This is a genomic window from Marixanthomonas sp. SCSIO 43207 (genome assembly GCF_019904255.1).
Lineage (GTDB): Bacteria > Bacteroidota > Bacteroidia > Flavobacteriales > Flavobacteriaceae > Marixanthomonas.
On the sequence record NZ_CP063203.1, the window covers coordinates 2,721,437 to 2,735,783 of the forward strand.

At 30.1% G+C, this 14,347-nt stretch carries 15 protein-coding genes and 1 tRNA gene; 7 read left to right on the forward strand and 9 right to left on the reverse strand.

Annotated features, from left to right (window positions below):
- From INR76_RS12770 to INR76_RS12785, 4 genes are all read left to right on the forward strand, one after another.
- Entirely contained in the window at nt 1-699 is a 699-nt protein-coding gene (locus INR76_RS12770) for an ATP-binding cassette domain-containing protein (protein ID WP_223108339.1), read from the forward strand.
- Nucleotides 696-2,693, forward strand: a complete 1,998-nt coding sequence (locus INR76_RS12775) for a transporter substrate-binding domain-containing protein (protein WP_223108340.1) — start codon at nt 696-698, stop codon at nt 2,691-2,693. The genes INR76_RS12770 and INR76_RS12775 overlap by 4 nt, the downstream gene beginning before the upstream one ends.
- Before the next feature lie 164 nt (nt 2,694-2,857).
- The gene (locus INR76_RS12780; RefSeq protein ID WP_223108341.1) at nt 2,858-4,090 is read left to right on the forward strand and encodes a PD-(D/E)XK nuclease family protein; all 1,233 of its coding nucleotides are present in this window, start codon (nt 2,858-2,860) and stop codon (nt 4,088-4,090) included.
- A gap of 168 nt (nt 4,091-4,258) precedes the next feature.
- The gene (locus INR76_RS12785) at nt 4,259-4,825 is read left to right on the forward strand and encodes a hypothetical protein (protein ID WP_223108342.1); all 567 of its coding nucleotides are present in this window, start codon (nt 4,259-4,261) and stop codon (nt 4,823-4,825) included.
- A 203-nt stretch (nt 4,826-5,028) separates the two neighbouring features.
- Here the strand turns inward: INR76_RS12785 and INR76_RS12790 are convergent, their stop codons facing one another.
- From INR76_RS12790 to INR76_RS12815, 6 genes are all read right to left on the reverse strand, one after another.
- On the reverse strand, nt 5,029-6,237 hold the full coding sequence (locus INR76_RS12790) for a primase-helicase family protein (protein ID WP_223108343.1): 1,209 nt from the start codon (nt 6,235-6,237) through the stop codon (nt 5,029-5,031).
- Nucleotides 6,234-6,548, reverse strand: a complete 315-nt coding sequence (locus tag INR76_RS12795; RefSeq protein ID WP_223108344.1) for a hypothetical protein — start codon at nt 6,546-6,548, stop codon at nt 6,234-6,236. The genes INR76_RS12790 and INR76_RS12795 overlap by 4 nt, the downstream gene beginning before the upstream one ends.
- The gene (locus tag INR76_RS12800; protein WP_223108345.1) at nt 6,548-6,835 is read right to left on the reverse strand and encodes a helix-turn-helix domain-containing protein; all 288 of its coding nucleotides are present in this window, start codon (nt 6,833-6,835) and stop codon (nt 6,548-6,550) included. Before INR76_RS12800 ends, INR76_RS12795 begins: the two co-directional genes overlap by 1 nt.
- Before the next feature lie 111 nt (nt 6,836-6,946).
- Nucleotides 6,947-7,924: a hypothetical protein gene (locus INR76_RS12805; protein ID WP_223108346.1), complete on the reverse strand. Its 978-nt coding sequence runs from the start codon at nt 7,922-7,924 to the stop codon at nt 6,947-6,949.
- On the reverse strand, nt 7,924-9,156 hold the full coding sequence (locus INR76_RS12810; protein ID WP_223108347.1) for a site-specific integrase: 1,233 nt from the start codon (nt 9,154-9,156) through the stop codon (nt 7,924-7,926). Before INR76_RS12810 ends, INR76_RS12805 begins: the two co-directional genes overlap by 1 nt.
- A 342-nt stretch (nt 9,157-9,498) precedes the next feature.
- Nucleotides 9,499-10,419: an FKBP-type peptidyl-prolyl cis-trans isomerase gene (locus INR76_RS12815; RefSeq protein WP_223108348.1), complete on the reverse strand. Its 921-nt coding sequence runs from the start codon at nt 10,417-10,419 to the stop codon at nt 9,499-9,501.
- 80 nt (nt 10,420-10,499) lie between these two features.
- Between INR76_RS12815 and INR76_RS12820 the strand changes: the two genes are divergently transcribed.
- Both INR76_RS12820 and INR76_RS12825 read left to right on the forward strand, forming a co-directional pair.
- Nucleotides 10,500-10,874 (forward strand): RNA-binding S4 domain-containing protein, encoded by a 375-nt coding sequence (locus INR76_RS12820; RefSeq protein WP_223108349.1) that lies wholly within the window; start codon nt 10,500-10,502, stop codon nt 10,872-10,874.
- Nucleotides 10,875-10,917: 43 nt separating this feature from the next.
- Entirely contained in the window at nt 10,918-11,418 is a 501-nt protein-coding gene (locus INR76_RS12825; protein ID WP_223108350.1) for a phosphoribosyltransferase family protein, read from the forward strand.
- On the opposite strand, the gene INR76_RS12830 is transcribed toward INR76_RS12825, so the two are convergent.
- Nucleotides 11,410-11,931 (reverse strand): shikimate kinase, encoded by a 522-nt coding sequence (locus INR76_RS12830; protein WP_223108351.1) that lies wholly within the window; start codon nt 11,929-11,931, stop codon nt 11,410-11,412. The genes INR76_RS12825 and INR76_RS12830 overlap by 9 nt on opposite strands.
- A 161-nt stretch (nt 11,932-12,092) precedes the next feature.
- On the opposite strand from INR76_RS12830, the gene INR76_RS12835 reads away from it, so the two are divergent.
- Nucleotides 12,093-12,165: transfer RNA gene (locus INR76_RS12835), tRNA-Lys, on the forward strand.
- Nucleotides 12,166-12,223: 58 nt separating this feature from the next.
- Here INR76_RS12835 and INR76_RS12840 read toward each other — a convergent pair.
- Together INR76_RS12840 and INR76_RS12845 are read right to left on the reverse strand one after the other, a co-directional pair.
- Complete coding sequence (locus INR76_RS12840) at nt 12,224-12,865, reverse strand: thioredoxin family protein (RefSeq protein ID WP_223108352.1); 642 nt, start codon at nt 12,863-12,865, stop codon at nt 12,224-12,226.
- 195 nt (nt 12,866-13,060) lie between these two features.
- Nucleotides 13,061-14,344 carry an acetyl-CoA hydrolase/transferase family protein gene (locus tag INR76_RS12845; RefSeq protein ID WP_223108353.1) on the reverse strand — a complete coding sequence of 428 codons (1,284 nt, stop codon included), beginning with the start codon at nt 14,342-14,344 and terminating at the stop codon, nt 13,061-13,063.
- Nucleotides 14,345-14,347 lie beyond the last annotated feature (3 nt).

A 14,347-nucleotide genomic window follows, 5' to 3' on the forward strand; every position in this document is an offset into this window, starting at 1 on the left:
GTGGCCAAGAACATATCAAAGTATTATAGTCATAAAGAAGTCCTTAAAAACCTAAGCTTTAATTTAGACACCAATTCCATTACAGTTTTGTTTGGTCCAAGTGGAAGTGGAAAAACAACTTTATTACGGTGCTTATCTTTGTTGGACTATCCAGAGAGTGGAAAATTAAACATTTTTAATAGTACTTACGATTTTAACAGCAAGCTAACTAAAAACATCAAACCAAATTCAAAAATCAATCTTGTATATCAACAATTGTTTCTCTATCCACATTTAACTAATCGTGAAAACATTTTGATTGCAATTGATGATTTCAATTCTTCTAAAAAAGAACTCTTTAAAAATTTAACAAAACTTCTTGAAATAGAAGATGTTTTAGAAAATTACCCAAATCAATCTTCGTTAGGTCAAAAACAAAGAATTGCAATAGCAAGAGTGCTAATTCTTGAACCTGATTATATTCTTTTTGATGAAATAACAAGTGCGCTGGATATTGTTCAAACCAATAATATAATTCGTTTGATAAAGGATTTAAAAAACAAAGGTATTGGCTCGTTAATAGTAACACACAATATGTACGTAATAAAAAAATTAGCTGATAAACTTGTTTTTATGCAGAACGGAAAAATAATTGAAGAAGGAGGTTCTGAAATTTTAAAAACACCCACAACAGTAGAACTTAAATCCTTTCTAAAATGATTAAAGCATTTTTTAAAAGCCCAGAATTTAAAATAGCTGGTCTGATATTAGCTATCTTGATTGCAACTTCATACTTTATAATTAAAGAAACGAGTTTTATAACCAATACTTTCAGCTATAATGAGTTAAGCCCGAATGACATAAACTCACTTGAAAATGTTTTATCGTACATTGCCTATTTAACAATTACAGTTATTGGTATTTCTGTTGCTTATTACGTTTATTATATAACAGCTAAAATAGATAAGAATAAAGAACTTGTTAAAATTATAGACAAATCGGAAGTACCAGATTTAAAAAAAGAGATTTCGTCTCTTAAAAAAGACCTTAAAAAATTTGAAAAACCTAATCATATAATTCATAAACGGTTTGAAAAAATTGTTAAAAAGAGATTGAAATATGTAGCCATAGACTACAAACCTTTCTTTTGGATAAAAGATGACGCAAAAAAAGAAACACCGAGTGGTATTGGTTACGAATTAATGAATAAAATTTTTGAACCTTTTAATGTAGAACTAATCAATGAAACACCATCAAGTGGTTACAGCTGGAAGTCTATTTTTGAAGACTTTTCAGGTGCAAAAAGACAAGAAATTGACTTCATTATGACACCAATGTATGAAACAAGAAGTCGGTTATATGATTATGATGTAATTTATAGCATTCCTTTATTTTACAGCGATATAGGCATATATGTGAAAGAAAATACAGAAACAGAGAACTTGAAGTTATCTTATGATGACGCAATAACCTTTTTGAAATCGAAAAGAGATAGTAGTGAAAAGTGGGAGATTGAGTTTTTGGAAGGAGAAATATCGGAAATAGTTGGCAAAAAATCTATGTATGAAAAAGGAGATGAAAGAAGAAAACTTTCAGAGGACATTGCTAAAAGGTACAAATACAGAGATTTTTCAGAAAAATTAAATAATGTGTCGTCTGAAGATAAGACTACTGGAGACGTTATATTAATGGAGATATTTAAAGCTCAATCAATTATTGACGAAGAGAATCTAAATATCGTCAATATTCTTAAAGACAATCAACTCGTATATCCTGTTTCATTTGTTATCCACAAGGAAGAAACTGTTTTGAGAAATTTTATAAATCTTCGTATTTCAGAATTAAAGTTTAATGGAGAACTACAAAGAATAATCAAAACCAATGCTCTTCAAATAGATTTAACTGATGAAAAAGTGATAGACAAGGTGTTTTTGCAAAATTATGACTTCACATTAATTGATAACAATTACATTAAAAAACGTTCTCGTTTTTCGGACAGAATGAGAGAGAAATTTGACTTGTTAGACAAGTTCTATGGCAATTATGGTTCCTTTCAAAAAAGTATAAAAAACACAATAGAGAACTTTAGAAAAGATGAGCCTTTAAATATTTTAGAAATTGGGTTTGGCTCTGGTCTAACAACAGAAGTTATTTTAGAAGCAAGAAAGAATAACAACGACAAAATTACTGTTATTGATGACGATGTTTTTATGCAAGAGCAAATTAGAAAAAACAAAAACGTAAATCCCAAAAAGGTTTCAATAATAATAATTGATGTCATAAAATATTTAGAAAGTGATGACCTCAAACCTTTTGATATGGTTGTTTCTGGCTATACTATTCATAATTTAACGAAACAACAAAGGGAAAAACTGTACGAATTACTGTATAAAAATATGAGTGCTAATTCGATTTTTATCAATGCAGACAAAATTGCTCAAGACAAAGATGAAGAAAGAATTGAGGCTCTCAAATACAGGGTAAATAAATACATTGATTATTTGAAAACAAATCCGGAAAAATACTTACTAATTGAGGAATGGGTTTCGCATTATATTGACGACCAAAGTGAGAATATTGTAATGAAAAGAACAGAAACTATTAATGCTTTAGCGGACAAAGGCTTTAAAAAAGAAAATATATCAATAGAAACACCAACTGATTTTGAAGAAAAAGAAATGATGGCGATATTAACCGCAAAGAAAACAGAATAAAACACTTCCCACAACAATGGCTATAAGTAATTGCTTCTACTCGCCTACTTTGGAAATTCCTGCGGAATTTCCAACTCGGTGTGTACTTGCAAAGTTAAATGCTAAACCACGCAACTACTCATAGCCGAAACCGTTGGGTGTAAGCTAAATCGAACTGCTGAAAAATGAATAAAAATTCGATTAATGAAATTCTAACTCTAAACAATTCTTATAAAAATTGGAGAATCAAAGAAACAAAAAAGAAATTTTTACTTTCTATGAATCTATTGGAGAATTTTTCTTCGGTTTATGAAATTGAATTGAACAAATTACCTTACAGATTAAATCTTCTTGACGATTTATCAACTAATGAAAATGCACATAGTAAATTCTTAATAAGACTTTTACAATATCAACCTGCTCTAATAAATTTTTTAAAATTTATTAATACTAAAAATAAACATCATTTTTCATTCGACATTAATATTATAAATAAACCAATATTAACTTATGAAAAAATGAGAATTGACGGTTTAATTAAAGAGAATAATAAATATGCAATTATTATAGAAAACAAAATACATAATGCAGTTGAACAAGAACATCAAATTGGAAGATATATAGAAAAATGTAAGTCAATAGGATTTAAAAAAGAACAAATATTTGTTCTTTATTTAACAAAAACTGAAAAAGATAATCATTCAGAGCAAACTTGGGGAGAAGAATATAATTTATCAGATTTTAAAACAAGATATTCTAAAATATCATACAAATCAACAATACTTCCTTGGCTTGAAAGCTACTTGAAAGTTTTGTCTAAAAAAGAAGAATTAATAAAAAGTGCTATTATACAATACATTGACCATTTAAAACATTTTTTTAATAAGAAAGAAATATACTTAAATATGAACAAAGAACTACAATCTTTTTTATCTACAGAGTTAGAACTGAATACAGATAATATTGAGAATATTGCAGTTATTAGTAAGAAAATTGATGAAATTAGCGAACTAAAAGAGCAACTTGAAAAACTGGAAAGAACTTCAAAGGAAATGTTATTTAAAGAGTGGAAAAATAATTTAGATGAACGTTTTAATTTTGAGGAAAATCAGAAATTTAACCAATCTAAAGATTCATTTATAAAAACAGGAGTTATTTTACATTACAAAGACAAACCTTTCTCTGTTTTAATCGAACATAATTTTAAATCAACATACATTGGCATTGGAAGGCATTTTGCAAGTGAAACTTTGGATTCTGAAATTAAAGAACTTTTAGACCTTATTGTTAGTAAAGAATCTTTGAAAGAAGAATATCCTTGGTGGTATGGCTGGAAATACAGTTCACTTAATGATGGTTATTCAGATTTTGAAAACTTATTAAAGTTAATAATTGAAAAAATAAATTCGGAAAAATAAGCCTACACCCAACACTGTATATAATTTATTGCTAGTTCTAGCCTACTTGCGAAAATCCTTGCGGATTTTCTATTCGGTTTTCATTTGCTAAATTAGGTGCTTAAAACACGCAACAAATCATATACAAACACGTTGGTTGTAATATTGGAGCAAAAACGAAAATAATAAATGATAAAGTTTTATTTAAAAGCAAAACATTGGCAATTATTTCTTCTAATGTTAGGTATACCGCTATTTTTTGAATTTCTAGTAATACTCGATATTGGTATTTTCAATGTTTTTCCGATAATAATGCTTCTTTTTATTGGAGTTCTGTTTGGATGGTTTTGGTCAATTGCAATTGGGCTTCAAAAATACGTCCCGCAAGAAATAAGGATGAAAGTTAAAAAATTCAAGGTCTTTTTTTTTATTCCGTTAATTTACATGGTTTTCCTGACAATTTATATGAGTGGAATTTTTTCCGAAATTGGAATTAATGGATTCTCTAAAAGTGGTTGGATTGTAGCGATTATATTACCACTTCACCTATTCTCTATGTTTTCCATTTTTTATTCAATCTATTTTGTTGCGAGAACATTAAAGACAGTCGAATTACAGAGAAAAGTTGGATTCGGAGATTATGTAGGTGAATTTTTTATGATTTGGTTCTATTTCATTGGAATGTGGATTATTCAACCAAAAGTGAATAAGCTATATCGAAATGGAAACACTACAGCCAACAAAGAACTAAAATAAAAATCACCCTTAAGATGTATAAATAAAACTTGATAATAAAAGTTAGAATATTTGTTGATTTGTTGAAATGTCTCATAAACCCTAACCAATAAGGTTATATACGTTCAACAGAATGTCAACAAGAATCATATTTTGTTTTGTTGAATGTTTGTTGATTTTAAAAAGCTTGTAAAATACCAAATACGCAAGCGTGCTTTTTAATTTCAACAATTCAACATATTTTTAATGAATTGCTTCTCGAAACTAAAATACCTACCTTTTTTATTTTGAACAGATACTTGCCACGTATTTGTTGATGGATCAATTGATTTATAATAATGATTATAACTACTGTTTTTGTGTTCAATTTTCCATTTATCTATTACTACATTGGCAATTTCTCTTCTCGAGACTTTATGTCTAGCATCGTTAAAAAGGTTAATAATATCTGAATAAGAAAGATCAAGTGTTTCAACTTCAAAATCCTCAAACATTTCATCTAACAAGAGAATCAATTCTTTTTCGAAGAAAAACTTAGTACCTCGTTTTATAATTTCTAAGGCTTCAGTATGTATTTGTTCCTTCGTAAACCACATTCGGGTTTTTCTATTCGTTGAATAACTTCTGTTTGACATAAAGTCTAAAAAATAAGGTAACTCATCTTTTAAAATTTCTTCTAGGTCTGGATCTGGCTTATCGATTTGTGGTATTTTCCGTACCCAAAATCTAATTTCCTTATCATCAACCAATATAAAGTTGCGTTCGTGGTTTGAACAAAGAATAAACTTTCCAAAAAAGTTTGTTTCTACTTTGTCTTTGCCTTTTGCTTCAGTTTTATAGGTTTTAGCAGTAGATAGATTCTTTATTCGTTCACTATCTTCCCTTTTTTCTAATAAAACTTCTTCAATTGCAACAATCAGTTTTTCTGACCAATCAGCATTAAACCGGCTCCTGAAATCTTCATTTTTATTGATTGTCATATTATCTTGAAAAATAAGTTTTAACCAATTTAAGAAGGTGGTTTTACCGGTGTTTCGCTCCTCGCTTACCAAACAAAGTATTGGCAATATTTGAGTAGGCTTATTCCATAAAATTGAAATATAATCTAATCCTAGTTGTAGTTGATCTCCAAATATATGTTCTAAAAAACCCAATGTTTTAGGTATAGAACCATCTGTATATGTGGCATCAAAGCTATGGGTTAACGGCATATATCGATTGTAAAATCCTTTTACAGTTTTTTTATAATCAATATGTGCGGGTTGAACGGTAAAGCCTTCGTATTTGGGAATTTCCCTAATATAGTCTTTACTGTGGTCGTCAATTATGGTGTGCCGTTTCCATTTCACAATTGATGGAGCTACACTCCCATCGATTAAAGGTCGTTTTACTATTTTGTAATACTCTGTTCCTATTCTTAAATACTCCATCATTTCGCAATATTTAAGTGAATCTTAGAAAATCTTCCCATATCAGGATTTTTCTTAATAGAAACTTGTAAAGTAACCCCGTGCATAGTCGGGTCCTTTTTATACATTTCATTTATTAACCACTCCATATTGGCATTGCTCAATGAGGGTTTCTTTTCAAGTTGGGATTTAAAGTATTGTAATAATTCTATTTGCTCAACTTGATAAGTTTTTTCATTCTTTCGAAGATTAACTAATTCTAGCCTTCTATATGCATTGATTAATAACCTATCAATTAGGTGTTCAAAAAACGGGTAAACTGTTTGGTAGCTCATTATCTTTTATACTTTAAAGATTTAACTTCCTTTAAAGTAGCTTCGAGTTTTTTCCGGTTTATTAAAACCCGATTACCGATTTTATCAGCTTTAATAAGCCCGCGCTTAATGTAGTTACGAACTGTGAGTTCAGAAACATTTAAAAATGTTGCTGTTTCACGAACGGAAAGGTTCTGATTCAGTTTTTCTTTTTCTCTTTTAGTAGAGTAAAACTGTTTTAGTGATTTTTGGACAGAGGTCTGTACTAACTCTTCGAGATCCTCTTGTTTGGTTATGATTATTTTCATACTACAAATCTCAAGAAGATTGATTTTAGAACAATTTGGTAAAATTGTTAAAAAATAAAATAATAAACCGCTGTAAGCCAGTTTAATACATATAGCTTAAAGTCTTTGTGTTTAAGTTTTGTTTAGGTAAGAAGTAATAATTTGTGTGTTATTTAATAATTCAATAGTATTTTTTATGTCATTGTGTATTTTGTTATGCTTATCTAATGCTTGTTTTATAGTATTTAGTTTCTTGATTTCAATACTATCTCCATATCTAGTTTTACCTTGTTTCGAAATATATCTTATTTTATGTTTAACCCATTCGATATATTCATCTCTGAATCCTTGATAAAATTTTTGCAACAATCCTAAAAATAAATCTAAATCAGGTTTGGTAAATTCAGTGTTTTTCAAATCAAAAATTATAACTTCACTAGATCCTAAAAAATTTAAAAAGAAATTTAAATCATCTGAGGGTTTTAATAATTTATGAGAGTTTAAAAAATGATATAAATACATTATTGAAATGATATTTAAATCAAAATCATTAGGGTGAAATGTATTATCAATATCTACATTTTGATTTTCCAATTTTACTATTCTTTCTCTTAGTAATCTAATAAAAGTTTGCTCAAAAAATGGATGTTCAATAATTTCATTAGAGGGCATTCCTTTCGGCAAAGCTTTTTTATTATAATCTGGATAATGAATTACTTCATTATAGTAGAATATTTTAAAAAGAATATTTTCTATCTCATTGAGAAGGTCATCGAGACTAGAATTATCAATATTTCGAATCAAATAACAACTAAGATTCTGAATATATTCATCATCGAAAGGTTCAAGAGCAAACCAAAAAATTGGATGCCTAGATAATTTAAGCAATTCGTTTTTAGAATTTATATAGAAATCTAAAGTGGCTAAATTGTAATCTTCAATAGTCGTGCTTACAGAGTAGTTTAATTCAAAATATGGATCTAATCGATCTTTTATATTGTTTGTTTTTTGTATTTCGGCAAGCTTTTTAGCTTTGGAATATTTTTCAAAAAATTTATCTTTCAGGTTTTTACACGAAAATTCAGTTTGGGCTATTTTATAAAAATCCATTAACTCCAGGCTTTATTCATTTCTTCTTCCCTTATTTTTTTGGAAAGCTTAATATACTTTTTAAAACTGCTATAACTTTTATGTCCAGTAATACTCATAACAATATCTGGGCGCATTCCTTTTTCAAGTGAAAGAGTAATAAAAGTTCGTCTAGCAGTATGTGTGCTAATCATTTTATATTTCGGGATCACTTCTTCTATTCTTTCATTTCCAATAAAAGACGTTTTTACAATATCCTCATTAAAATCAACTACTTTACAAGCTTCTTTTATATATTCTCTAAATTTTTGTGGGCTTATTATAGGTAGGTTGTAATCATACTTTTCAAGTATTTCTTTTGAATACTTGTTTAAAGGAATACCCAAATTACTTTTTTGCTTTGTAGTATTGATGAATATTTGACCATCTCTTATATTTCTTTTACTTATTCTAGAGTAATCTGAGTACCGCATTCCTGTTGAACATCCAAAAATAAAAACATCAACCACTTTCCGTAATCTATTTGTTTTAAATTTATGAGTGTATAATTTTTCTAGTTCAGTGAATGAAAGTGCTACTTCATCCGTATCGCTGGAAACCTTTTCAAAATTCTTAAAATCTAAATTTCTGTGGTACTTTTTCATTACCGCCCAATTCATAAAAGTTTTTATAAAACCAATATTCCTTCCAAGAGTATTATTCTTATGTCTTAATGTCTTTCTACTATACTTCACAAATTTGATGTAAAAGTCATTATTGATTCTATTGAAAGTTAAATTATACTTTTCTGCAATAGAAAAATCTTCAAGTACCGATTTAATGTTTTCGTATCGACCAATCGTGCCCGTTGTTATTTTTCCTAAATCTTTTTTCTCTTGAATAAATTCATTGAATACATTAAAAAACGATTTTGGAGCCGTAGTAAATTTTTTGAATTGATAATCTAATTCTGCTTTAATTAGATTTACGGTTAATTCTGTTCCTTCTGCTTCAATCTTCGAACAAATCAACTGAAAAGCTTCCCCATATCTTGACAATTGATTTATAATTGAATTAACTTGAATTGCTTTGGTTGTACGACCTTTTATTTTTTTCGGAAATTGTAATTCTTTGTCCCAGTTCTTTGGCTCAATCTTTTCACCAGTAGAATATTTCAAATATTTATTTTCGGCTTTTATTCTTGCCCTTAAATAAATAAGAGTTGGTTTAGTACTGTTCGGGTCCTTGAGATTAAAAGTGTAGGAGTAATTCATTACAGGGGCATAATTAGGGGCATAATTTTGTTATAACTGCTATATATTCGAAATATACACAAACATAACAAAACCTTTATTAATAGGCAATAACATCACTAATTATAAGGTTTAAGATAAATATAAATATAAAAAGTTCGAATCCCTCTTTCTCCGCTAAAACCTGTAAACCAATTGTTTACAGGTTTTTTTGTTTTATCTGCTATCTTTTCAAGTCAAGAACAACACCTAAATAATTAATAGCAATAAATTAATTTATAGTTTACTATAGTTTTAATCAAAAAAAAAACCCTTAAAGCATTATCTGCCTTAAGGGTTTGTTATGTAGAAAAATAATTTTAATTAACTATCTGCATCTAGATAATTGGGTACTCCATCGCCATCGCTATCAAGGAAAATAATATTGCCTTCGTCATCAAATTCAATTTCAACACTCGTTGGAACACCATCACCATCATCATCACTATCAATAAAGTTTGGCACTCCATCTCCGTCTGTATCATCATCTTCTTCAAAACCATTTTCATTTCTGTCTTCTAGAACAGAGGGAACACCATCACCATCTTGATCCCCTACTTCCATCTCATATAATTGAAACGTAAAAATAAGCTGATCATAACTACTTATTCCTGAAGCAATAGGAGGCTGATTAAAATATCCTAAACCACTAGGTATAAAAACGGCGCCTATTCCAAAATCTTTAAAGGTTACGGTACCATCTGGATTTTGAACAGTTAATTCTGGATCTGCTGTATTAAACTCTATAACTGCATCTTGCAATCCATTAATAACTTGTGTTAAATCAAACTTTACGGGTGATACAGAACCATCAAAAACTACGTTGTCTAGAAGTGTTTGTCCTTCATATGAAAGAATAGCCAAGTCTGGAAAACTTGGAGAATTTTCACCACCACCTTGATTCACATTTAAATAATACAAAGTATATTCTAGATCGGTTTCAAATCTATCTCTTACTTTTTTAGATTTTACTTGATTGATTAAAGGTTCTTTATCTGCATTATCTCCTGCAATGGTGTCAAATTTTATTCTGAAATCAAAATTTTCAGGAGGGTTATTAAACTCTTCATAGTTATAAAAGTGAGTCTCTAGATAGGAAACAATTTCAGCTTCTGCGGCAGCGGCTTCTTCGCCTCTATCACGAGCAGGAATCGTGGTTCCTCCATTATCATCATCATTTTTACAAGACGTTAAAATTACACTACAAACAAGTGTGGTAAGAAATATAAATTTGTATTTATTCATCATCATTTTTTTCGGGGCGGAAAGATACAATTTTCCATTATTTTTGCAGTATCAATTAACGTAGATTTTTAAATAGTAGTATGAGAGTAGACAAATATTTGTGGAGTGTTCGCTATTTTAAAACTAGAAGTATTGCAACCAAAGCCTGTAAAAAAGGTGCCGTAAAGGTTAATCAAGATGTTGTTAAACCTTCTAGAGATGTATATCCCGGCGATCAAATACACGTGCGCAAAAACCAAATTAACTACAGTCTTGAAGTTTTAAATTTGCCAAAAAACAGACTTGGAGCAAAGTTGGTCGATATTTATAGAAAAGATACTACCCCAAAAGAAGCGTTTGAAAGTCAAGAAATACTTCAATATGCCAAAAAATATTATCGTAAAAAAGGTACTGGTAGACCAACCAAAAAGGATAGAAGAGATTTAGAAGATTTTACCAATAATCAAGAAGAATAATACGAGTCGCTTTTACTATCTTTGATAAAAAGAGAATCATAATATGCCAGAAGAAGTTACCATCCTTGATAAAAAACAAATTGATTATAAAATAAGAAGAATTGCGTTTCAAATTTATGAAGCAAATGTTTCTGAAAAAGAAGTGATCATTGCCGGTATCAAAACAAATGGCTATGTTTTTGCTGAAAAATTAAAAAAAGCGGTTGAAAAAATTTCACCTTTAAAAGTAACGTTGTGCGAGGTAATTATTAATAAAAAAGAACCTACTTCAGCTATACAAACCTCAATACCACAAACAGACTATAAAAATAAATCACTTTTACTGGTAGATGATGTACTACACTCTGGAACTACATTAATCTATGGCGTAAAGCATTTTCTAGAAGTTCCGCTAAAGCAATTTAAAACAGCTGTTCTCGTGGACCGAAATCACAAAAAATATCCTATAAAAGCAGATTTTAAAGGAATATCCCTATCAACCTCTTTAAACGAAAATGTAGCTGTTATTTTTGAAAAAAATAAAGATCGCGCTATTTTAGAATAGTTTGGCAATAATTTCCTCAACAATTTCTGAAGTATCTTTATTATCTACCGTAACTGTTACATCTGCTTGACTGTATACGTGTGATCTTTCAAAAAGGTGTTTTCTTATAAAGTCTGTCAACTCTTCTTTATTGGGTAGATGAGAAATAAGTGGTCGTTGCTCTTTTTCTAAAAATAATCGATCTGTTAAAACTGGCAAAGAAGCCTTTAAATATACCGTTACTACTTGTTCAGACTCAGATAAAAAACGCATTGCATCACCATAACAAGGTGTACCACCGCCGGTGGCTAAAACTAGTTCATGATTTGTATTGACAACTTCCTTTAATATATCACCTTCTTTTTTTCTGAAATAAATTTCTCCTTTTTCTGAAAAAATGTTTGATATTGTTTTTTCTTCTTTTTGTTCAATTTCGGTATCTAAATCTTTAAAATTGTAATTTAAAATCTTGGAAAGCTGATTTCCTACTGTAGATTTTCCACTTCCCATATATCCTATTAGTATAATTTTCATAAAATTTATTTCGGTATTTACTGATTGTCACGCACTTTAAAAATTCCTTCAAATTTAATTGAAATTCTTTTGGATAAATCGAATAAATGATAGTATATTTGCACCCGCTATTGCAAACAAAAGCAATCGCACTTTAAAAGTAAAATTTTAAAGCACTTATTGACCTGGTAGCTCAGTTGGTAGAGCATCTCCCTTTTAAGGAGAGGGTCCTGGGTTCGAGCCCCAGCCAGGTCACAAAATGATAAAATCCTTGTTACTTTATAACAAGGATTTTTTTTTATTGTAATATTTATTAAAAGTATTTCTCCACTTTCTCCAAACAAAGATTTTTTGATATAGTTGCTAGTTCGGCAACAATGTTATTTCCTTTGTCTTTATTGTACCAGATTTGCAATTGTTTTTTAAAAGCATCATCTAGTTTACCGTGTTCAGTTTTATAATCATTTACTAGGTTTGTAGCTGCCTGCGAGCGTGGCCCCCACTCTGCTAATACTTCAAAATCTGAATCTAATATTATTACCTTCGGAATACTTTTAGAACCGTTGGTAAGAAACAGATTCATCAACTCAGGATGCTCATCACGAAATACAATTTTTAAATCTATATTTTCTGAAAGTTCTGATGCTTTATTAATAAATGGAAGTGCTTGTACGGCATCGCCACACCAAGTTTCAGTAATAACCAACCAAGTTTGTTTTTCACAGGTTTCTTTAAAATAATGCCGATAAGCCTCTGGAATTGTAGCCGTTTTATCAAGTCGTTTATTGCGGCTGTAATTAAGTTTGGTATACATAACCTTTTGTTGCCATTGTTCTTCGGTATTTTCGGCTCGTATTCCGGTGCTGCTTTCTTTTTCAACAAGTTGTTGAGTTAGTGATTTATACTCAGCATATGAGATCCCGTTTAAAACAGAATTTTTTAAAAGTGTTTTCATATCAATTTATTTTTCAAAAATGTAAATCCTTATTTGTAAGCTACCTTTTTCTGAAAGTATACTACTTAAAAGATATCTTTCAATTATAGTATTTGTTTCAGAAAAGAAGAAAAACTTACAATAAAGTTAGTACAAGTTTATTGTAATAAAAATGACTTATATCAACCCTAAAAAAAAGTTGAAATACAGCGTTTTTTAATGCTTAAAGCGTTCATATGCTGCTTTTTCAAGAGCTTCTTGGTGATCTGGGTGTGCAATGCTTATAAGAGCTTTGGCACGCTCACGCAATCCTTTACCAAATAGGTTCACCACGCCGTGTTCTGTTGCAACATAGTGAACGTGAGCACGTGTTGTTGTTACGCTTGCTCCTTCTTTTAAAAACGGTGTTATTTTTGAAATACCTTTATTGGTGACTGATGGCATTGCAATAATAGGTTTTCCGCCGGGTGATAATGAGGCTCCTCGAATAAAATCCATTTGACCTCCTACTCCAGAATATTGATACATACCTATTGAATCTGCGCAGACTTGACCTGTTAAATCAATCTCAATGGCGCTGTTTATTGCTGTTACTTTGGGATTTCTACGTATAATCGCCGTATCATTAGTATATCCAGCTTCTTTAAAATGAACTAAAGGATTGTCATCTATAAAATCATAAAGTTTTTGAGTTCCCATCGCAAAACAAGTAACAATTTTATTGGTTTTTACTTCTTTCTTTTCACCGGTTATAACTCCTTTTTCAACCAACGGTAAAATACCATCGCTAAACAACTCTGTATGTATACCCAAGTGTTTATGGTTAGTCAGGTTATTTAAAACAGCATTGGGTATATTACCAATACCCATTTGCAACGTAGCACCGTCTTCAACCAATCCTGCTACATGCCTACCTATTGTTTTTTCAATCTCTGTTGGTATAGAAGCAGCAGCAGCATAAATGGGTTCATCTACTTCTATAGCCATGTCTATATTCTTCACATGAATAATACCATCTCCGTGAGTTCTAGGCACACGTGGATTTATTTGTGCTATGACCTTTTTAGCAGTCAAAATTGCAGGTAATGTAATATCTACTGAAGCTCCTAGAGAGCAAAAGCCATGTTTGTCCGGTGGTGAAACTTGAATAAACGCTGCATCTAGCGGCAAGATATTTCGACGAAATAACCAATGTATTTCACTTAAAAAAACCGGTACATAGTCACCCTGTGGTGTATGAACACCTTTTCTCACGTTTCCACCTACAAAAAATGTGTTAAGATGGAAAGCCTTGTTATAAGGTTCATCCAAATATTTTGCTTCACCATGTGTGTGAATTTGTACTATCTCGACATTTTTTAACTCTTCATAACGTTTGCATAAAGTATCTATTAGAACATTGGGAGTCATTGCGGCTCCTTGAAAAAACACTCTACTATCTGATGGTATTATTGAAACAGCTTCTTCTGGAGAAACAATTTTTATATTTTGTTGATTCATTTT